This window comes from Filimonas zeae (assembly GCF_014641615.1).
In the GTDB taxonomy this organism is placed as follows: domain Bacteria; phylum Bacteroidota; class Bacteroidia; order Chitinophagales; family Chitinophagaceae; genus Filimonas; species Filimonas zeae.
On the sequence record NZ_BMIB01000004.1, the window covers coordinates 797426 to 816833 of the forward strand.

Here is a 19408-nt window from a genome sequence, read left to right on the forward strand (position 1 = left end):
ATTACAAAAACTCGTTGAAATTTTACGGAGTAATTTCAGGATTATGGCAACAAAACCAGATAAAGAGAAAAAAACTACAGGCCCCTCCGCAGCGGCAAAAAACAGTGAAGAAAAACCCTCTTCAAAAGCAAAAAAACAGCTGGAAGAAGATGAGGATGATGACTTTGAAGATGATGATGAGGTAGAAACCAAATCACCAGCTAAAAAAGGTGCGAAAGCTGCTCCCAAAAAAACGAAGAACGAAGACGACGAGGATGACGATGATGATGACGACGACGATGTAGAAGAAGATGACGATTGGAACAAGTCTGACGAAGACGATGACAATTGGGATCCTGACTTTGAAGAGTTTGACATTCCGAAGTCTAAAAACAAAAAGTCTGGCGGAAGCGGTAGTGGTAGCGGCAAAAAAGGTGAAGACGAGGATGACTTCAAATTAGACGAAGACTTTAAAGAGTTTGATCTCTTTAACGACAGCGGTAGTAGCTATAACGATGATGATGACGACGACTTTTAGTACAAAAAGGTCAATAGCTGAATTCCCTGTAAATAATGTTACACTATTTAAGCAACAAATGCTGTGCTGGGCCAACCAGTACAGCGTTTGTTGCTTTTTAGATAATAATGGGTATCAACATTCCGGCAATGCTTACGAATGCCTCGCAGCCGTAAATGCAGTGCACACCTTTATTCCGGGTGCTAACCAGGTACTGCCATCACTGAAAGCTTTTCTGAAAGACAACAAAGACTGGCTGTTTGGGCACTTCTGTTACAACAGCACCCTTCCTGGTTACCAGCAGCAGGCTGCACATTTGCCGGAGCATGTGCAGTTTGCACCTGCATTTCTGTTTCAGCCGGAAACAGTAGCAGAACTAAAAAGTGATAAAGTAATCATCAGTACCCTGCTGGCCGATCCTCAATCAGTATACCTTACCATACTTAGCCAGCAGATACCTGAAGCTACCGCCCAAACCAGTATTGCAGTACAACCCCGCTTTACACGGGAGGCTTATCTGGAAACATTACAGCACATTCTGCAGCATATACAGCGGGGAGATTGTTATGAAATCAATTTCTGCCAGGAATTTTATGCACAGAACGTACAAATAGCCCCTTACCAGCTGTTTAAACGGCTTAATAACCTCTCACCCACCCCTTATGCTGCTTTTTATAAATTACAGCACCAATACGCCCTCTGCGCAAGCCCGGAACGTTATCTCAAAAAGGAAGGCAACAAACTGATTTCACAGCCTATTAAAGGCACTGCCAAACGCATTCCGGACAGTCCTGAAAAAGATGCAGAAGCGCGCGAAGCTTTGTATAACAGCCCTAAAGAAAGAAGTGAGAATGTAATGGTGGTAGATCTTGTACGGAACGATCTTAGCCAGATATGCCACCCCGGAAGTGTTACCGTAGATGAACTGTTTGGCATTTACAGCTTTCCGCAGGTGCATCAGATGATATCTACCATCAGCGGAGAATTATTGCCCGGAAAAGATCTGGCAGATATACTGGAAGCCACCTTTCCTATGGGGTCTATGACGGGCGCACCCAAAAAACGGGTACTGGAACTAACCAATCAGTATGAAAGAACCCAACGCAACCTGTATGCTGGTAGCATTGGATACATTAACCCCAACGGCGATTTTGATTTTAATGTGGTAATCAGGAGTATACTATATAACGAGGCAGATAATTACCTCAGCTACCACGTAGGTGGCGGCATTACCTTTTACAGTAATGCCGTTAAAGAATATGAAGAATGCCTGTTAAAGGCAAGCGCCATGAATAAAGTATTGGGAATGTTGTAAAAGAACTAAGCCTTTACAACCGGAGTATTTGCAGGAGGAGCCAGTAACAAGTCAATACATTCCTGCAGAATGGCTTTCTTCTTGCTTTTAAACTCATCCATTTTCTCACTGGGTAAACGCATTTCATACGCCTCGCCCTGAGAAAGCTTCTTTTCAAATCCCGGATTCAGCTTTTTAAATTCTGTGGGATCTATGGTAAGCGCTTTTGCTATTACCGAAGCACTGTACTTGCCAGATACAGAAATTACAGATGTTGCAGATAAAACTGTATCAGACAATTTCTGCTGGCTGCCCATTAAGTAAGCAATGTTATCCTTCTGAATCAGCGTTTCCGCTGCTGTAAGCGTAGTCCATCCGCCACCACCTTCAAAAATATAGTGGGCGCCAATGAATTTCTTAACATGCTTGCGGGTTTGCTCTGGCAAATAAGACTGCAATACCCAGAAATCACGGCTGCCCGATTTTCTGATTGCCTGTTTTACCCTGCCTACACCACCATTATAAGCTGCCACTACCAGTAACCAATCTCCAAACTCTGTATAAAGCTCATTAATCAGTTTACAGGCTGCATAAGTGCTTTTAGTAAAATCAGTACGCTCATCATTTGTACCACGGCCGGTTTTCAGCTTGTAACGTTTAGCCTCATCCGGCATTAACTGCCAGGGACCTACTGCTCCTGCACTGGAAATCAGCGTGCGACGTAAATGGCTTTCAATTACAGACAGATACTTCATTTCTACCGGAATATTGTTCTCCGTCAGAATTCTGTCGTACAAATCAAAATAGGTTTTACCCCATTCCTTCATCTTACCAAATTCTTCTGATTCCTGCTTAATGTAAGATTCTACAAAAGCTACTGCCTTAGGATTCAATCTGAAAAAGCCGGGATTGGCTGCATCATAATCCTGTTTATCACCAAAAAGACTTTTAAACCCTTTTCCATTTGTAGCTGCCGCGCTGTCTTTGGAATTTTTATCGCCTTCATTATCATTACCGGCGATTCCTGAAAGATTGTTGTCGTACCCAAAAGACATAATCGTTAAACTGGTTAGCAACAACAACATCGCGCCGGCTAAAGATCTGCCCATCAGTTTTCGATACGACATACCGAAGAGAAAAAACTGTTTGCCCTGCATTCTGTTTAGCATTTAAAATGAGAAAAAATAAGTCAGCTATTTACGGACCTGCCACATCAGTTCGTTCGCCCCGACAAGAAATTACTCCGCTCCGTTTACATGCATCAACCTTTTAGAAAGGCGCAGCAAAGTTACTTCATCCATTTGAGAAGTCATAACCTGCATACCAAAAGGCATGCCATTTGAATGTTTAAACAGAGGAAGGGATATTCCGGGTATTCCAACCAGGTTGGCGAATACTGTATAAATGTCAGCTAAGAACATTTCAATAGGGTCGTTGCTTTTCTCACCAAAGCGGAATGCCGGGGATGGCACAGTAGGGGAAAGGATAGCATTATACTGACTGAAGATAGCCTGCGTTTTCTGCGAAAGTAATTGTCTAACCTGCTGAGCTTTAGTATAATAAGCATCATAATAACCAGCGCTTAATACAAAGGTTCCCAGCATAATCCGGCGCTTCACTTCTTTACCAAAACCTTCGCTGCGGTTTTGCTTGTAGAAGACTGACAAATCATCACCTGCAGTACCTGAACGGTGGCCGAATTTCACCCCGTCGTAACGGGATAAATTGCTGCTAGCCTCAGCAGTTGTTAAAATATAGTAAGTGGGAACAACGTAGTCAAGTAATTCAAAATCAACAGCTTCCACAGTATGCCCTTCAGCTGTTAATCTTTTCACAAAAGCCTCAAACGAAGCCTTTATTTCAGGGTCAAGACCGGGATGCTCCAGCGATTCTTTAAAATAAGCAAGCTTATAGATACCCTCATCCGGCTTGTTTAACGCAGCAGCGGAAGGCACAGGGGCATCATTTACAGTGCTGTCAAACTCATCTGCACCGCTCATAACTTCCAGTACCCGCGCAATATCATCTACGTTAATACCGAAAATACCTATCTGGTCAAAAGAAGAAGCATAGGCAATAAGGCCATACCGGGAGATACGCCCGTAAGAAGGTTTCAGGCCCAGAATTCCGCAGAAGTCGGCGGGTTGCCGTACAGAACCGCCGGTATCACTACCCAGGCTAACCATACACAATCCGGCCTGCACCGCTACGGCAGAGCCACCGGAGGAGCCTCCGGGTACACGGCTGGTATCTGCTGCGTTCAGCACATTACCGTAAGCCGAGTTTTCATTGCTGCTTCCCATAGCAAACTCGTCACAGTTCTGACGGCCAATGATAATAGCCCCCTCATCCAGCAAATACTGAACAGCAGAAGCATTATAAATAGCCGTAAAACCTTCCAGAATGCGGGAAGAAGCGGAAAGCTTGTGTCCTTTAAAGCTGATAACGTCCTTAATTCCAATAACCACACCATGCAGTTTACCGGTCATCCCCTCCCTGCTACGCAGGTTGTCAAGGTAACGGGCACTCTCTACCGCTTCTGCGGAAAAAACTTCTACAAAAGCATTCAGGTGGCGGTTGGCTTCAATCTGCTCCAAATAATAATGAACGGCCTCTACACAGGTGGTAGTGCCGTTCACAAGAGCATTTTGATAGTCTTTGATACTGGAAAAGCGGAACAAAGGCTAAAAAAGGTTTAAGTGGAGGGTAAGAATTACTGTTGCGTTGCAGAAGGAGCTTTATCCTTCTCTTTCATGCCGTCTTCCAGTTCTTTCTTCACATTGTCTTTCGCATCGTTGAACTCACGGATACCTTTACCAAGGCCTCTCATGAACTCAGGAATCTTACGACCACCAAACAGCACCAGTACCACTACAGCAATCAGCAGTATTTCCTGAAAACCTAAATTACCCATATAAGTATTTTTGAAAGATGAAAAACAAAGGTATTTACACGCAGGTTAATAAAAAAGCGAAAGTTTAGGGTAACCCAAACTCCCGCCATTTATAAAGTTCATCTGCAGTATAAAATACTTAGAAACGCTTTTCTTTAATTCTGGCGCTTTTACCGCTACGCTCACGCAGGTAAAACAGTCTTGCACGACGTACTTTACCTACTTTATTCAGTTGCACAGAGTCAATGTTGGGAGAGAAGAAAGGGAATACTCTTTCTACACCAATCCCATCAGAGATTTTGCGTACAGTGAAGGTAGCAGTGGCACCAGTGCCCTGAGTTTTCAAAACGTCTCCGCGAAAGCTCTGGATACGCTCTTTACCACCTTCTACAATTTTATAGTTAACGGTTATGTTATCGCCCGCTTTAAACTTAGGAAACTCTTTTTTAGAGCTCAGTTGCTCGTGTACAAATTGAACTGCTGCGTTCATGACTCAAAATTTAAGGACCGCAAAGGTAATGATTTAATACAAAAATCAAAAGGAAAAATTCAAAAATAAACGGGTCCTGCTCTAATTTTTGTCTTTTAACCTTTGAGTTTGCCTGAAAAGGCAGTTTATCTTGCCACGTTCACCGCTCTTTTCTCGCGGATTACAGTTACTTTAATCTGACCAGGATAGGTCATTTCAGTCTGTATTTTCTGGGCAATTTCGAAACTCAGCTTATCACTGTCGTTATCGGTTACTTTATCAGCTTCTACTATCACGCGCAACTCACGTCCCGCCTGAATAGCATAAGCTTTTTCAACGCCCTGGTAGGCCGTAGCCAGGTTCTCCAGGTCTTTAATACGTTGCAGGTACTGCTGCATAATTTCACGTCTTGCACCTGGTCTTGCGCCGCTGATAGCGTCACAGGCCTGTACAATCGGAGATATCACATACTGCATTTCCATTTCATCGTGGTGCGCACCAATAGCATTTACTACCGCCGGGTTTTCACCATATTTCTCAGCCAGTTTAGCACCTAACAGCGCGTGGCTCAGTTCAGTTTCCTCATCGGGTACTTTACCAATATCGTGTAACAGACCAGCGCGTTTTGCCAGTTTGGGGTTCATTCCCAGCTCAGCAGCCATAATACCACACAGGTTGGCAACCTCGCGGCTGTGCATCAGCAGGTTCTGGCCGTAAGAAGAGCGGAAACGCATCTTACCTACCAACCTTACCAGCTCTTTATGTAAACCGTGTATACCCAGTTCAATTACGGTACGCTCGCCAATTTCCATCACCTGCTCTTCCAGCTGCTTACGGGTTTTCTCCACCACTTCCTCAATACGGGCAGGGTGAATACGGCCATCTGCAACCAGACGCTGTAAGGCCAAACGGGCTATCTCACGGCGTAATGGATCAAATGAAGAAAGTACAATCGCTTCCGGGGTATCATCTACAATCAGATCCACACCGGTAGCCGCTTCAATAGCGCGGATGTTACGGCCCTCACGACCAATAATCTGGCCTTTAATTTCATCGCTCTCCAGGTTAAATACCGTTACAGTATTTTCAATGGTCTGCTCGGCAGCCGTACGCTGAATGCTCTGAATAATAATTTTACGTGCTTCTTTGTTGGCCTTCTGCTTCGCATCTTCCACAATCTCCTGCTGAATAGCAAGTGCCTGTGTCTGTGCTTCATGCTTCAGGCTCTCAATCAGTTGTGATTTGGCTTCCTCCGCAGTAAGTCCGGCAATCTTCTCCAGGCGGCGGATATGCTCTTCCTGATGTTTCTCCAGCTCGGTACGCTTATGGTTTACCAGTTCAATCTGGCGATTCAGATTCTCTTTAATCGCCTCATTTTCTTTCACCTGCTTGTCTAAAGCAGCTTCTTTCTGGGTAGCTGCAGTTTCTTTCTGCTTGGTGCGGTTCTCTGCTTCGTTAATCTTCTTGTTCCTTTCTAATACTTCCTTGTCATGCTCTGCTTTCAGCTGTACAAACTTTTCTTTTGCTTCCAGCTGCTTTTCCTTCTTAATAGTTTCTGCTCTTATTTCCGCTTCCTTCAATATAGATTGAGCCTGTAAATTGGCTTCGTCAACCTGTTTTTTGGTGTTTTTAGCGAAAAGAAATTTACCCGCTATAATGCCCGCAGCTAACGCAACTATCCCGATAACAATAGCTGTTTGATCCATGCTTATCGCAATTTAATTAATTGAAAATCATCTCTCCCGGCTTATTCCCACTCCTAATGTATGAGTAAGGGGAAAGTTGCGAAGATAACTAAAGCAAATTAATTTCCGCATAAAGGAAAAAATTCCAAAAACGATACTAAAATTTCCCAAAGCAAGACATATAGATAAATTATAGAAGGTTTCTGTTTGACAATCAGTTATTTGCCAAAACACCTTCTTTGGCACCATACTTGGCTTCTTTAATATGTCCGTTTTTAATCCGAAAGAGAACTGTGAACGTAAAAGGACCGGCTGCTGAACCGGTCCTTTTTATTTTTTCCCCTTCCGGGTCATCAGGGCTTTGTATGTACATTACTCATTCAGCCTGCGATAGCACCTTGTCTATCATATTCTCCAGTGAAGTCAGCTTGTCAGAAGCCTGCTTGTTTTTAATCAGATCAGTACCCTCCTTCCGCTGTTCCGTAGCCAGCCATATCAGCACCATAGCAATATAGTCCTGCATATCCTTTCCCGCAAAATGGGTTTTGAACTCAATAATCTTGTCGTTCACCATCTTAATCACGTTCCGCACCAGTTCTTCATCAGTCGGCTCAATCTTCAGGCGGTAGGTACGGTCGCCTATCAATATATTCACCGGAATCAGGTCTTCTAACATGGCATTTCTATATTAGGCATTCAACAACGACAAACACTTGTCTATCTCTTTCAGGTACTGGTCAATCCGCTTTTCCAGCGCCTTCTTCTCTTCATCCGTTTGTGTTTTGGCATTCATCTGCAAAACATCAATCTGCTGCTCCAGCTGGTTTACTATAAAATTCTTATTCTCCAGGGCAGCATGATGCAGCGCCAGCTCTCTTTTCAGTTGCTGGTTCTCTTTCTGCAAAGCCTGGTATTGCTTCAGCAAACGCTGCACTTTCTCGTGCAGCGCCATTAATTGTACTTCCAGGTCGGCCATGAAGGTTGTGGTTTATTTTCTTATCTCAGCTGATAATTCCTGCTCAAACGCCTGAATAATCTTATTCATCATACCGTCCGTTTCTTTGTCCGTCAGCGTTTTTTCCTCGTCCAGGAAAGTAAAATTAACAGCCATCGACTTCTTATCAGCCCCCAGCTTCTCACTTTCAAAAACGTCAAACAAACGCACCTGTTGTAAACGGGGCAGTTTTATTTTTTTCAGCGCCGCCTCAATAGCCTCATAGGTAGTGGAACGCTGTACCACCAACGCCAGATCGCGCTGTACAGCCGGGTATTTGGCTATTTCGCTATAGGTAATTTTACGGGCACCGGCTATCTGCACCAATTGGGCAACATCAAAATCAATGAAATATACCGCCTGGCGTATATCAAAGTTTGCAAGCTGCTCTTTGCTTACTACGGTAAGGGTACCCACCACCGTTTTGCCACTGTTTATTTCCAGTACCAGTGGGTGGGCGCTCTGCTCGCGTGCAGCAAAGCTAACCGCTGGTAAACCAATCAGTTCAGTCAGTGCCTCCGCCAGTCCTTTTGCATAAAAGAAATCAGTAGCCTTTGCTTTATCCTGCCAGGTTTGCTCCTGCCGGGTGCCAGTCAGGTATAAACACAGGTGTTCTGCTTCCTGGTAGCTACCCGGACCATCTGTAGCATAGGTTTTACCAAACTCGAAAAACTGCAGATTCTGGTTACGACGGTTGATGTTGTAAGAGAACGCTTCCAGACCGGTTTCCAACATAGACGGACGCATCACATCCAGTTCCGCGCTCAGATTATTAATCATTTTAACCGCCGTCTTCAATACCTCTTCGCCAAAGTATTTACTGTTGGTGATAGAGTTGGTCATAATCTCACTAAACCCCTTACCTACCAGGAAAGAGGCCAGCTTTTCCCTCACCGCTTCTTTACCGGCCAGCGCTTCTACAGAAGGCGCTATGGTAATAGACGAAGGAATTTCAATATTGTCTAAGCCATCAATACGCACCACTTCTTCTACCACATCCGCAGGCAGGGTAATATCCGGCTTGCTGTACGGTACTGCTACCCACAACTCATCCATACCTTCTTTAATAATCTCAAAGCCCAGGCTGGTGAGTATGCGTTTTACCGCGTCAGGATGATAGTTTTTACCACTCAGTTTTTTGAGGTAGTGATATTTTAAGGCAATCTGCGTTTTGTATTTCTGTTCCGGATAAATATCCACCACATCAGAAGCTATTTCGCCACCGGCTATTTCCCTTATCAGCACTGCTGCACGTTTTAACACGTTTACACTGCCGGAAATATCCACGCCTTTCTCAAAACGGGTAGCTGCATCTGTACGCAAACCGTGACGGAAAGAGGTTTTACGGATGCTCATGGGTTGAAACCAGGCGCTCTCCAGAAAAATGCGGGTAGTATTATCCGTAACACCACTGCTTAAACCACCAAAAACACCGGCAATACACATAGGCTCTTCCGCATTGCAAATCATCAGATCATCTGCATGCAGCTTACGCTCTTTGCCATCCAGTGTAACAAAAGGTGTTTCAGCCGGCAGGGTTTTCACCACTACTTTATTACCCTTGATAGCATCTGCATCAAAAGCATGTAAAGGCTGGCCGGTTTCGTGTAATATAAAATTGGTAATATCTACAATGTTGTTAATAGGACGCAGGCCAATAGACAACAATCTGTCTTTCAGCCATTGCGGAGATTCCTTCACCGTAACGCCGTTAATGCTTACACCGGCATAACGCTGGCAGGCTTCTTCATTTTCAATCACCACCTGCACCACCGTATCGGTATTATCAGGCTTAAAGCTGTTGTTGAAAGGACTTACAGAACGTACTTCCCGGTTGTTATGATGGGTAAGGTAAGCGCATACATCTTTAGCCACACCATAATGGCTCATCGCGTCCATACGGTTAGGTGTCAGCCCTATTTCATATATCCAATCCTGATAAGGTTTAAAATATTCCGCTGCGGGGGTACCAGGCACCAGTTCTTCCGGTAATACCATAATACCGGCATGGCTACCGCCCATACCAATTTCATCTTCCGCGCAAATCATACCCTGACTTTCCACGCCACGGATCTTCGCCTTTTTCATAGTCAGCGGATCGCCGGTTACGGGGTAAATAGTAGCACCAATAGTAGCTACCACCACCTTCTGGCCAGCCGCCACGTTAGGGGCGCCGCAAACAATCTGTAGCGGCTCACCGCTTCCGATATTTACTTTGGTTACTCTCAGCTTATCTGCATCCGGATGCTTTTCGCATTCCAGTACCTCGCCTATCACCAATCCAGCCAGTCCGCCCTTAATACTTTCATATTTCTCCAGGCTTTCTACCTCCAGACCAATGCTGGTGAGAATCTTAGACAGCTTCTCCGGATCCTGCGCCATATCGCCTCCAGGCAGATAAGTACTTAACCAATTATAAGATATCGTCATGTATTGTTACTTTGAACAGTTTGCAAATATAGTTCTAAGCATACTAAAACAAAGTACCCTGACTGCCCGGGCGACGAAAGTTTGTGTTATCAAGCTCCCACCGCTCATCATTCAGGTGGTATAACTGGTTAAATTTCTTATACTGCTGCCTTACCAGCTCTGCCACCGGCCCCTCGCCACGCATGCGGGTGCCAAAACGGCTGTCGTTTACCTGCCCGCCATGGGCCGTTTCTATCAGATGCCATACTTTATTGGCCCTGTCCGGAAAGTTTTTGTGCAGCCAGTCGTGAAAAAGCAGCTTCACCGCCCCGTTCAGCCTTACAAACGTATAAGCACTGAAAGTAGCGCCGTTTTCACTGGCCTGCTTCATAATCCGCTGCATTTCATGCTCATTCAGCCCGGGAATCATAGGCCCCATCATTACCCCTACGCGCACCCCTGCCTCACTCAGCTCCCGTATCACCCGCATCCGCTGCTCGCCGGTAGTTGTGCGGGGTTCCATTACCCGGCGCAGGTCTTCATTCATGGTAGTAATAGTCATCAGCACACTCACCAGGTTGCGGCTCCCCATTTCTTTCAGCAGGTCTTTATCCCGCAGTATGCCCGCGTTTTTGGTAATAATACCTACCGGCTGGTTAAACTCTTTACACACTTCCAGCAGTTGGCGGGTAAGGCGGAATTTCTTTTCTGCCGGCTGATAACAATCGGTATTACCACTCAGGGAGAGTGGTACGCTATCCCATTTAGGATGCATCAGAAACTTCCTTAGCAAGGCCGGGGCGTTCTTTTTTACAATAATCTTCTGCTCAAAATCAAGTCCGGCACTATAACCATAATATTCAAAGGAGTTGCGGGCATAGCAATAAATGCAGCCATGCTCGCACCCCTGATAAGGATTCATGCTGTACAGCATACCCACATCCGGGCTGTCTACCTTGTTAACCAGTGTTTTAGCCTGCTCTTCCAGAAACACGGTGGCCGGGTTCGGATCTTCCCAGTCATCAATGCCTTCTGCATGCTCCCGTACCCGCTCATTGGTCAGGTACCGGTTTTTAGTATTAAACTGCGCGCCCCTCCCCTTCAGGTAATCCCCTGCTGTTTCAGCACAAGCCGCGGCCGGACGTGGCCGGGCATTGGGATTATATTCCATATTACTCATACATGCATAGTTTAAAGATTGGTTCAGCCAAACAGGGCCCCCTGCTTTGCCTGCACCGGCTTATCCATAAAGTCAAAATCAGCCACCGGTAAAAAAGAACTTAGTCCGGGTTTACGCTTCAGCAGCACCAGTTTCTCCGCCATAAACCGGGCGTCAAAGCTTTGCTGGGCGTACTCCCGCCAGGCAGTTTCATATTGCTCATGGTTCAGCTTGCGGGCTATTACAAAATGCGGCTCGGTAATAAAATGCGGCGTCTGCCCCTGCGCTTTCATCAGTCGCTGAGCACCCCGTAATTCCCGCACTACACCCATTACCTGTTTTTTACTGGCCAGATTAATAAAAATGGAGTGGGTAGGGTAGCTGCCAAAATTGCGCAGTTCCAGTTTTATAGGCGCGCATCCGGTGGCTATACCCCGTAGCTGACGTATAATACGCTCCTCGCCCATCTGCACCTGGTTAAACCGTACCAGCGTAAGGTAGGGCTTGCCAAAAGTGCAGGCAGCCGCATTGTACTTCTCCGTAAAACTGTTTTTCTCCGCCATAATGCGCTCATACAAATCATCGTTGGGTCGTATTACCACCAGATACTCATTCTCGGCATACCCCGGCAGCTTCACTCCTCCTTCCATAAAATATTGAATTATTTCAGGCAATAAATTTAGTTCAAATTACTAAATTACTTAGCTTCGCTATGTAAAAAATTCATTTCCTATCTGTGAAACACACGAAACCAAGCGTCGTTGCTAACCTACAGGGCCGGTAATACCGGCCCAATTTTTTTAGTATCAGCCCCTTACAAACCATACATATTAAAATATTCTTGCCTGTTCCCTTTTTTCCGCTATACCTTTGGGCAAAGCTTTAGGGGTGCCAACAACAGGCTGAGATAATACCCTCAAAACCTGATCAGGATAATACCTGCGAAGGGAAAAGTAAGAGAAGCCGTATTGGCTACACCTCTGCTACTCCTGTTGTAGTGCCCTGCAAACTCATACGTTATGCAGGTTCAGATTAATCATCAGTCTTTTTCATTGCCCGAAGGCCAGCCGGCCTCCGTAACACAATTGTTGCAACAGGCAGGGTTTACCGGGCAAACAGGTATTGCCCTTGCCGTAAATAACAAAGTGGTGCCACGCCATTTGTGGCCCTTCCATTTATTGCAGCAAGGCGATTCTATTACCCTCATCAGCGCCACACAGGGCGGCTAAATTTTTTCACGCACTCATTTGCACTATTATGAAACAGGAAAAACTACCCGTTCAGCAAAATCATGTTACCACCGGAGCTATCAGTGGCTCCCGTAAAATTCACATTCCCGGCACCCTGCACAACATACAGGTAGCCATGCGCGAGATACAACTTACTGATGGCAACGAATCCGTTCAGGTATACGATACCAGCGGCCCCTATACCGATGCGCAGGCAGTGATTGATATTGAAAAAGGCCTGCCCCGCATACGCCGGCAATGGATAGCCAACAGGGCCGATACAGCGCAACTGAACGGCTTATCTTCTGAATACGGCCGGGAGCGTTTACAAAACGAAAAGCTGGATGCCATCCGTTTTAAACACCTCACCCACCAGCCACTGCGGGCACTACCTGGTAAAAACGTAACGCAGCTGCACTACGCACGCCAGGGCATTATTACGCCCGAAATGGAATACATAGCCATTCGTGAGAACCAGCAACGCCAGTCGCTGCAAAACACCCACGGCCCTCTGTGGCAGCAACATACCGGGCAAAACTTTGGAGCAGCCACTCCCCGCGGCCTCATCACGCCTGAGTTTGTGAGGGAGGAAGTGGCGCGCGGCCGGGCTATTATACCCGCCAACATCAACCATCCCGAAAGCGAGCCCATGATTATAGGCCGCAACTTTCTGGTAAAAATCAATACCAACATCGGCAACTCAGCTGTTACCTCTAACATTGCGGAAGAGGTGGAGAAAGCGGTATGGAGCTTCCGCTGGGGCGGCGATACGCTGATGGATTTGTCTACCGGGCAAAACATACACGAAACCCGCGAGTGGATTATCCGCAACAGCCCCGTACCCGTAGGTACCGTACCCATTTACCAGGCACTGGAAAAAGTAAACGGCAAAGCCGAAAACCTTACCTGGGAAATATTCCGCGACACACTGATTGAACAGGCCGAACAGGGCGTGGATTACTTTACCATTCATGCCGGTGTACTCCTCCGTTATATTCCCCTTACCGCCAGAAGAGTAACCGGCATTGTATCCCGCGGTGGCAGCATTATGGCCAAATGGTGCCTGGCCCATCATCGGGAAAACTTTCTGTACACCCACTTTGAAGAGATCTGCGAAATAATGAAAGCTTATGATGTAAGCTTTTCACTGGGGGATGGCCTGCGCCCCGGCAGTATTGCCGATGCCAACGATGCCGCACAGTTTGCCGAACTGGAAACGCTGGGCGAGCTGACTAAAATAGCCTGGAAGCACGATGTACAGGTTATGATTGAAGGCCCCGGCCATGTGCCCATGCATATGATACAGGCCAACATGACTAAGCAACTGGCCGTGTGTGACGAAGCGCCGTTTTATACCCTGGGACCATTAACTACAGACATTGCACCCGGCTACGATCATATCACCTCCGCCATTGGTGCCGCTATGATCGGCTGGTTTGGTACTGCCATGCTGTGCTACGTTACACCTAAAGAACATCTGGGCCTGCCTGATAAAAAGGACGTAAAGGATGGCATCATTGCTTACAAAATTGCCGCACATGCCGCAGACCTGGCCAAAGGCCATCCCGGCGCGCAATACCGCGATAACGCGTTAAGCAAAGCCCGCTTTGAGTTCCGGTGGGAAGATCAGTTTAACCTCTCGCTCGATCCGGATACTGCACGCTCTTTTCACGATGCTACGTTACCGGCCGATGGCGCCAAAACCGCGCACTTCTGCTCCATGTGCGGCCCTAACTTCTGTAGTATGAAAATAACGCAGGAGGTAAGAAAGTTTGCGGCCGATAATGGTATGGAAGAGGCAGACGCCATTGCTTCGGGCATGGAGCAAAAGGCCAGAGAGTTTGCCGCAAAAGGAAACGAAATATATCAGTAAATGCAATTGATCGCTATTACCTCACCTGGCCCCGTAGCAAATGAAGCCGCGGTTATTAACCAGCTATTTGCTGCGGGTTTGCCGTTGCTACACCTCAGAAAACCGGAGGCATCTGATAACCATATCAGCCAGCTGCTGCAACAAATCCACAGCCGGTATTATGCGCAAATCAGCCTGCACTCCTGCCACCACCTGGCCAGCAGGTTTGGTATAAAGCGCCTGCATTTTCCTGAGCAGCTGCGTGCTGCACAACACGCAAACACCTGGCTTCAGTTGGCTGAGCAGGGTATACTGGCCAGTACCTCTGTACATCAGCTTCCTGTTCCGCCTCATTTCCGGCAGCAGTTCAGTTATGTGTTCTATGGCCCGGTGTTTAACAGTATTTCCAAGCCGGGTTATGATAGTGTATTGCCGCAACAATACCAGCTTCCCCCTCAGCCGGTACCGGTTATGGCACTGGGCGGCATAACGCCGGATACGATGCGCCGCGTAAGCCAGATGAACTTTAACGGAGCAGCCGTACTGGGCGCGCTATGGCAACAGCCGCATAAAGCGCCCGATACCCTGGCCACCCTATTATCACTTTGTAAATAACTTACCATGTTATCAACATCCACTATCCATATCAAACCCGCTATTGCGCGCCTGCAATACATCTCGCAGCAACAGGCAAACTTATCGCACCTGGAAGCTATTCATAAAGCGCTGGATGCGGGCTGCAGTTGGATTCAGCTACGCATAAAAGACGCCCCGGAGGACTTTGTACACCGGCAGGCTGTTCAGGCACGTAAACTCTGCACCAGCTACCAGGCACAGTTGATTATGAACGATTATCCGGGTATAGCACGCGAAGTAGCAGCAGACGGCTTACACCTGGGCCTTACCGATATGCCGGTGGCACAGGCACGGGCTATTACCGGCAGCCATATGCTGATAGGCGGCACCGCCAATACCTGGGAAGATATAGTACAACGCGTAAACGAAGGCGTAGACTACATAGGTCTGGGGCCGTTGCGGTTTACCGCCACCAAGCAAAAGCTAAGCCCCATATTAGGCATAGAAGGCTATACGCAATTACTACAGCAAGCAGCAGCCGGCAACATACAACTGCCGCCCATTATTGCCATAGGCGGTGTAACTCCCGCAGATATCCCCCAGCTTCAACAGGCCGGCGTACATGGTATAGCGGTATCAGGTGCACTTACCAATGCAACCGATGCAAGGGCGGTGATACAACACATTCATCAGGCTTTTAAACACAACCAACCAGCATGTTAACAATAGCAGATAAAACCTTCCACTCCCGCCTGTTTACCGGCACCGGTAAATTCAGCGCGGCAGATACCATGGAAAAAGCGCTGGTACAATCCGGCACAGAATTAACTACGGTAGCACTGAAACGGGTAGACCTTCATCATAAGCAGGATGATTTACTCAGCCGGCTGGCTCTGCACCCGCACATTCACCTGCTGCCCAACACCTCCGGCGTACGCAACGCCCGTGAAGCAGTATTTGCCGCACAGCTGGCGCGGGAAGCTTTACAAACCAACTGGGTAAAACTGGAGATACATCCTGATGTACGCTACCTGATGCCCGATGCCGTAGAAACACTGGCCGCCACAGAAGCACTGGCCAAAGAAGGCTTTGTGGTGCTGCCCTATATACATGCCGATCCGGTGTTGTGTAAAAGGCTGGAAGATGCGGGAGCCGCCGCCGTAATGCCTTTAGGCTCGCCCATAGGCAGCAACAAGGGTTTAAAAACCATCGACTTTCTACAGATTATTATTGAACAAAGTAATGTGCCGGTAATTGTAGATGCAGGCATAGGCTCGCCCTCACACGCTGCCGCTGCTATGGAAGCCGGTGCCGATGCCGTGCTGGTTAACACCGCCATTGCCGTTTCCGGTAATCCTGTACAGATGGCCGGGGCTTTTAAACTGGCGGTAGAAGCAGGCCGTATGGCTTACGAAGCCCGCTTAGCCCCTGTACAAACACACGCCATTGCCAGTAGCCCTTTAACCGCATTTTTAGATGAATAGTTTTACAGACGTATTTAACCAATATAGCTGGGATGCTGTTAAAGAAAGCATTTACAGCCACACCGCCGTGCAGGTAGAAGAAGCGCTGCATGCCACACGCCCCGGTCCTGCGCAGTTTCAGGCGCTGGTATCACCAGCTGCCGCCGCGTATCTGGAGCCGATGGCGCAGCTGAGCAAACAAAAAACGCAGCAGCGCTTTGGCAACATTATACAGTTGTATGCGCCCTTATATCTATCCAACGAGTGCAACAACATCTGCACCTATTGCGGTTTTAGTATGGATAACAAGGTAAAACGGCGCACACTTACCGCTACCGAAATAATGCAGGAAGCCATGGCCGTAAAGGATATGGGTTACAACCACCTGTTGCTGGTAACCGGCGAAGCCAATCATACTGTGCATACCAGCTACTTTGCCGCAGCACTGGATTTGCTAAGGCCGCATTTTGCACAGCTGTCCATGGAAGTACAGCCGCTGGATACGGAAGATTACAGCACGCTGATTCAACACGGCTTACATGCCGTACTGGTATATCAGGAAACCTATCACCGGGAGGACTATAAAAAGCACCACCCCAAAGGCAAAAAATCCAACTTCCAATACCGGCTGGAAACACCAGACAGGTTGGGCCGTGCAGGTATTCATAAAATAGGTTTGGGCGTACTGATAGGGCTGGAAGACTGGCGCACCGATTCCTTCTTCACCGCCCTGCACCTGGATTATATGCAGAAGCGCTACTGGCAAACGCGCTACAGTATTTCCTTTCCCAGGTTGCGCCCCTTCTCCGGCGGACTGGAACCGAAAGTGGAAATGAACGACCGGGAACTGGTACAGCTGATCTGTGCTTACCGCCTCTGTTTTGAAAACGTAGAGCTATCACTCTCTACCCGCGAGCACGCCCGCTTCCGCGATCATGTAATAGGGCTGGGTATCAACAGCATCAGCGCCGGTTCTAAAACCAACCCCGGGGGGTATGCCGTAGCACCCGAATCGCTGGAGCAGTTTGAGATATCAGATGAGCGCTCACCGGCAGAGATAGCCGCCATGATTACCCGGCAGGGATATGAACCCGTTTGGAAAGATTGGGACCGTATACTTTATTAAATTGCATGTATGCTTACAACACCAGAACTACAACGCTATCTGCGTCAGATTATGCTACCTGAAATTGGCATTACCGGTCAGGAAAAACTGCAACAGGCCAAAGTACTGGTAATAGGTGCGGGCGGCCTCGGCTGCCCTGTACTGCAATACCTTACCGCAGCAGGCGTGGGTACTATTGGCATTGCCGACCATGATGCAGTAGATATCACCAACCTGCAACGTCAGATACTGTATAACACGCATGATATCGGCCACCTCAAAGCCAATATCGCCGCTACCCGTTTAAGCGCGTTAAACCCCTTTGTGCAGTTGCAACCTATTATTGAAAAAGTAAGTGAACACAATGCAGCCGAACTGATGGCAGCTTACGATCTTATCATTGATGGTTCAGATAACTTCCCTACGCGGTACCTGGTAAACGATACCTGTGTGGCATTGAATAAGCCTTTTATTTCCGGATCGGTTCTGGGGTTTGAGGCGCAGGTATCGGTGTATAATTATAAAGGTGGCCCCACCTATCGGTGTCTGTTTCCAGAGCCTTCGGCTACTGCCAACTGTGCGGAAAACGGAGTATTGGGAATATTACCGGGCATTGCCGGCGCTTATATGGCTAATGAGGCAGTGAAAGTAATCTGCCAGGCGGGAACGGTGTTATCAGGATTGCTGCTGGTAATAAACAGTCTTACCAACAGCAATCAGTTATTTCAGTTTACGCGCCAGCAACCGGCTAGCGTGCAGGTTTTGCCAGGGTAATATCCTGCCATATTTTGGCAGACTTGCCGGCTTTGCCGCGGCCACCGCCACCTATACGGCCCAGCGAACCGCTGCCTATAGATATGCCCATTCCGCCGCCGGTGCCAAAGGAACCCATTCCCAGGCCGCCACCGATGGAAACTCCACCACCACCGCCACGTCCGCCACCGGTATTACCACCGTAGCCGGGTGGCAGGGCTTCTATAAAAAAGCCTACACTTAACGCACGGCCTGCATAGCTGCGTGTAGCCGCCTGCGTATAAATAGCCTTGAGTGGAATCTTCGCTTCGTACAGCATCTCACCCGCCTCGTTAAAGTTCAGGCTTACTTCAATACCCTTATCATTGGTTTCACCATATTTAAAAGCCTGCATACCCTGGCCTTTCTCAAAGCCCAGCAGGTAGTAATCCCGCAGCTCTCTCAGGCCGCCGGATCTGTCGCCGCCTTCGGGGTCGTTACGCCTTCTGGGCGCTACGCTTCCGGTAGGAAAGGATACACCTGCCGCACCTTCATCTGATTTTTCACCGTAAGTATTTATCCATACCGTCATACCCCCGTGCAGTATCTTCTGCTGGGTTTGTTCGTCCTGTGTGCTGGCCAGCACATAAATAGCCGAACTATCGTTGAGTATGCTGTACGCCAGCTTCTCACTCTTAGCAAAATACGTTAAGGGTTTCACCCACTCATTGTCCTTACCATCAATCACCACCGGGCTGCCTGTCCATTGTGTCTGCTGCGCCACATCACTGCTCTGCTGGCTCTCGCGGGAAGAGCGGCAGGCGGTTATCAGCAACGGACACATCGCTATTACGAGCATTTTTTTCATTCTGTCTGTTTTATCTGTCAGAGGTAGCAGTGTTCTTCTCCTGCTGCCGCAGGCAACAAATTTAACATATAGCCGCAAAATGTGTCCGGGTAATGATATGTTAAATAAAAACCGGATGAACAAACAGTAACCGTTACCAACTGCGCTGTAAGGCTCTCTACTGCCTGCCATACACAACGCTGCC

General features: G+C 47.6%; 20 protein-coding genes and 1 riboswitch. Of the genes, 9 read left to right on the forward strand and 11 right to left on the reverse strand.

The window, feature by feature from the left end; all coding sequences use genetic code 11:
- The first annotated feature begins 43 nt into the window (after positions 1 to 43).
- Positions 44 to 517: a hypothetical protein gene (locus tag IEY13_RS21745; RefSeq protein WP_188956182.1), complete on the forward strand. Its 474-nt coding sequence runs from the start codon at positions 44 to 46 to the stop codon at positions 515 to 517.
- A gap of 160 nt (positions 518 to 677) precedes the next feature.
- Complete coding sequence (locus IEY13_RS21750) at positions 678 to 1811, forward strand: anthranilate synthase component I family protein (protein ID WP_229687953.1); 1134 nt, start codon at positions 678 to 680, stop codon at positions 1809 to 1811.
- A 5-nt stretch (positions 1812 to 1816) separates the two neighbouring features.
- Here the strand turns inward: IEY13_RS21750 and IEY13_RS21755 are convergent, their stop codons facing one another.
- The 10 genes from IEY13_RS21755 to IEY13_RS21800 all read right to left on the reverse strand — a co-directional run bounded on the left by IEY13_RS21755 (position 1817) and on the right by IEY13_RS21800 (position 12049).
- Positions 1817 to 2917 (reverse strand): lytic transglycosylase domain-containing protein, encoded by a 1101-nt coding sequence (locus IEY13_RS21755; RefSeq protein WP_188956184.1) that lies wholly within the window; start codon positions 2915 to 2917, stop codon positions 1817 to 1819.
- Between the two features lie 111 nt (positions 2918 to 3028).
- Positions 3029 to 4429 carry an Asp-tRNA(Asn)/Glu-tRNA(Gln) amidotransferase subunit GatA gene (gatA, locus tag IEY13_RS21760; RefSeq protein WP_229687954.1) on the reverse strand — a complete coding sequence of 467 codons (1401 nt, stop codon included), beginning with the start codon at positions 4427 to 4429 and terminating at the stop codon, positions 3029 to 3031.
- Positions 4430 to 4503: 74 nt separating this feature from the next.
- Positions 4504 to 4704, reverse strand: coding sequence for a Sec-independent protein translocase subunit TatA/TatB (locus tag IEY13_RS21765; protein WP_188956189.1), 201 nt, complete (start codon positions 4702 to 4704; stop codon positions 4504 to 4506).
- Positions 4705 to 4822: 118 nt separating this feature from the next.
- Positions 4823 to 5173 (reverse strand): 50S ribosomal protein L19, encoded by a 351-nt coding sequence (gene rplS, locus IEY13_RS21770; RefSeq protein ID WP_188956191.1) that lies wholly within the window; start codon positions 5171 to 5173, stop codon positions 4823 to 4825.
- Between the two features lie 125 nt (positions 5174 to 5298).
- Complete coding sequence (gene rny / locus IEY13_RS21775) at positions 5299 to 6858, reverse strand: ribonuclease Y (RefSeq protein ID WP_188956193.1); 1560 nt, start codon at positions 6856 to 6858, stop codon at positions 5299 to 5301.
- Positions 6859 to 7213: 355 nt separating this feature from the next.
- A complete protein-coding gene (locus tag IEY13_RS21780; RefSeq protein ID WP_188956195.1) occupies positions 7214 to 7513 on the reverse strand; it encodes a cell division protein ZapA in 300 nt (99 codons plus the stop codon).
- Positions 7514 to 7525: 12 nt separating this feature from the next.
- Positions 7526 to 7813: a CRISPR-associated endonuclease Cas1 gene (locus IEY13_RS21785; RefSeq protein WP_146829331.1), complete on the reverse strand. Its 288-nt coding sequence runs from the start codon at positions 7811 to 7813 to the stop codon at positions 7526 to 7528.
- Between the two features lie 12 nt (positions 7814 to 7825).
- Complete coding sequence (gene pheT / locus IEY13_RS21790) at positions 7826 to 10261, reverse strand: phenylalanine--tRNA ligase subunit beta (protein WP_188956197.1); 2436 nt, start codon at positions 10259 to 10261, stop codon at positions 7826 to 7828.
- Positions 10262 to 10304: 43 nt separating this feature from the next.
- Positions 10305 to 11420 carry a PA0069 family radical SAM protein gene (locus tag IEY13_RS21795; protein WP_229687955.1) on the reverse strand — a complete coding sequence of 372 codons (1116 nt, stop codon included), beginning with the start codon at positions 11418 to 11420 and terminating at the stop codon, positions 10305 to 10307.
- A gap of 23 nt (positions 11421 to 11443) precedes the next feature.
- Positions 11444 to 12049: a 2'-5' RNA ligase family protein gene (locus tag IEY13_RS21800; protein ID WP_188956199.1), complete on the reverse strand. Its 606-nt coding sequence runs from the start codon at positions 12047 to 12049 to the stop codon at positions 11444 to 11446.
- A gap of 224 nt (positions 12050 to 12273) precedes the next feature.
- Positions 12274 to 12366: riboswitch (TPP riboswitch) on the forward strand.
- 52 nt (positions 12367 to 12418) lie between these two features.
- Between IEY13_RS21800 and thiS the strand changes: the two genes are divergently transcribed.
- Genes thiS through IEY13_RS21835 form a run of 7 tightly spaced genes read left to right on the forward strand, consistent with a single transcriptional unit; the run spans position 12419 to position 18398 of the window.
- Complete coding sequence (thiS, locus tag IEY13_RS21805) at positions 12419 to 12628, forward strand: sulfur carrier protein ThiS (protein WP_188956201.1); 210 nt, start codon at positions 12419 to 12421, stop codon at positions 12626 to 12628.
- A gap of 28 nt (positions 12629 to 12656) precedes the next feature.
- On the forward strand, positions 12657 to 14501 hold the full coding sequence (gene thiC / locus IEY13_RS21810; RefSeq protein ID WP_188956203.1) for a phosphomethylpyrimidine synthase ThiC: 1845 nt from the start codon (positions 12657 to 12659) through the stop codon (positions 14499 to 14501).
- On the forward strand, positions 14502 to 15095 hold the full coding sequence (locus tag IEY13_RS21815) for a thiamine phosphate synthase (RefSeq protein ID WP_188956205.1): 594 nt from the start codon (positions 14502 to 14504) through the stop codon (positions 15093 to 15095). It abuts the gene before it with no gap.
- Positions 15096 to 15101: 6 nt separating this feature from the next.
- The gene (locus IEY13_RS21820) at positions 15102 to 15779 is read left to right on the forward strand and encodes a thiamine phosphate synthase (RefSeq protein WP_188956207.1); all 678 of its coding nucleotides are present in this window, start codon (positions 15102 to 15104) and stop codon (positions 15777 to 15779) included.
- Entirely contained in the window at positions 15773 to 16540 is a 768-nt protein-coding gene (locus IEY13_RS21825; RefSeq protein ID WP_188956209.1) for a thiazole synthase, read from the forward strand. The genes IEY13_RS21820 and IEY13_RS21825 overlap by 7 nt, the downstream gene beginning before the upstream one ends.
- The gene (gene thiH, locus IEY13_RS21830) at positions 16533 to 17645 is read left to right on the forward strand and encodes a 2-iminoacetate synthase ThiH (RefSeq protein ID WP_188956211.1); all 1113 of its coding nucleotides are present in this window, start codon (positions 16533 to 16535) and stop codon (positions 17643 to 17645) included. The genes IEY13_RS21825 and thiH overlap by 8 nt, the downstream gene beginning before the upstream one ends.
- A 9-nt stretch (positions 17646 to 17654) precedes the next feature.
- Positions 17655 to 18398, forward strand: a complete 744-nt coding sequence (locus IEY13_RS21835) for a HesA/MoeB/ThiF family protein (protein ID WP_188956213.1) — start codon at positions 17655 to 17657, stop codon at positions 18396 to 18398.
- On the opposite strand, the gene IEY13_RS21840 is transcribed toward IEY13_RS21835, so the two are convergent.
- Positions 18373 to 19224 carry a hypothetical protein gene (locus IEY13_RS21840; protein ID WP_188956215.1) on the reverse strand — a complete coding sequence of 284 codons (852 nt, stop codon included), beginning with the start codon at positions 19222 to 19224 and terminating at the stop codon, positions 18373 to 18375. The genes IEY13_RS21835 and IEY13_RS21840 overlap by 26 nt on opposite strands.
- Between the last annotated feature and the right edge of the window lie 184 nt (positions 19225 to 19408).

Excerpts from the sequence above, each read along its gene's own strand:
- IEY13_RS21745 (WP_188956182.1), top strand. The coding sequence starts at position 44 with ATGGCAACAAAACCAGATAAAGAGAAAAAAACTACAGGCCCCTCCGCA.
- IEY13_RS21755 (WP_188956184.1), bottom strand. The coding sequence starts at position 2,917 with ATGTCGTATCGAAAACTGATGGGCAGATCTTTAGCCGGCGCGATGTTG.
- IEY13_RS21765 (WP_188956189.1), bottom strand. The coding sequence starts at position 4,704 with ATGGGTAATTTAGGTTTTCAGGAAATACTGCTGATTGCTGTAGTGGTA.
- rplS (WP_188956191.1), bottom strand. The coding sequence starts at position 5,173 with ATGAACGCAGCAGTTCAATTTGTACACGAGCAACTGAGCTCTAAAAAA.
- rny (WP_188956193.1), bottom strand. The coding sequence starts at position 6,858 with ATGGATCAAACAGCTATTGTTATCGGGATAGTTGCGTTAGCTGCGGGC.
- IEY13_RS21780 (WP_188956195.1), bottom strand. The coding sequence starts at position 7,513 with ATGTTAGAAGACCTGATTCCGGTGAATATATTGATAGGCGACCGTACC.
- IEY13_RS21785 (WP_146829331.1), bottom strand. The coding sequence starts at position 7,813 with ATGGCCGACCTGGAAGTACAATTAATGGCGCTGCACGAGAAAGTGCAG.
- pheT (WP_188956197.1), bottom strand. The coding sequence starts at position 10,261 with ATGACGATATCTTATAATTGGTTAAGTACTTATCTGCCTGGAGGCGAT.
- IEY13_RS21795 (WP_229687955.1), bottom strand. The coding sequence starts at position 11,420 with ATGAGTAATATGGAATATAATCCCAATGCCCGGCCACGTCCGGCCGCG.
- IEY13_RS21800 (WP_188956199.1), bottom strand. The coding sequence starts at position 12,049 with ATGGAAGGAGGAGTGAAGCTGCCGGGGTATGCCGAGAATGAGTATCTG.
- thiS (WP_188956201.1), top strand. The coding sequence starts at position 12,419 with ATGCAGGTTCAGATTAATCATCAGTCTTTTTCATTGCCCGAAGGCCAG.
- thiC (WP_188956203.1), top strand. The coding sequence starts at position 12,657 with ATGAAACAGGAAAAACTACCCGTTCAGCAAAATCATGTTACCACCGGA.
- IEY13_RS21815 (WP_188956205.1), top strand. The coding sequence starts at position 14,502 with ATGCAATTGATCGCTATTACCTCACCTGGCCCCGTAGCAAATGAAGCC.
- IEY13_RS21820 (WP_188956207.1), top strand. The coding sequence starts at position 15,102 with ATGTTATCAACATCCACTATCCATATCAAACCCGCTATTGCGCGCCTG.
- IEY13_RS21825 (WP_188956209.1), top strand. The coding sequence starts at position 15,773 with ATGTTAACAATAGCAGATAAAACCTTCCACTCCCGCCTGTTTACCGGC.
- thiH (WP_188956211.1), top strand. The coding sequence starts at position 16,533 with ATGAATAGTTTTACAGACGTATTTAACCAATATAGCTGGGATGCTGTT.
- IEY13_RS21835 (WP_188956213.1), top strand. The coding sequence starts at position 17,655 with ATGCTTACAACACCAGAACTACAACGCTATCTGCGTCAGATTATGCTA.
- IEY13_RS21840 (WP_188956215.1), bottom strand. The coding sequence starts at position 19,224 with ATGAAAAAAATGCTCGTAATAGCGATGTGTCCGTTGCTGATAACCGCC.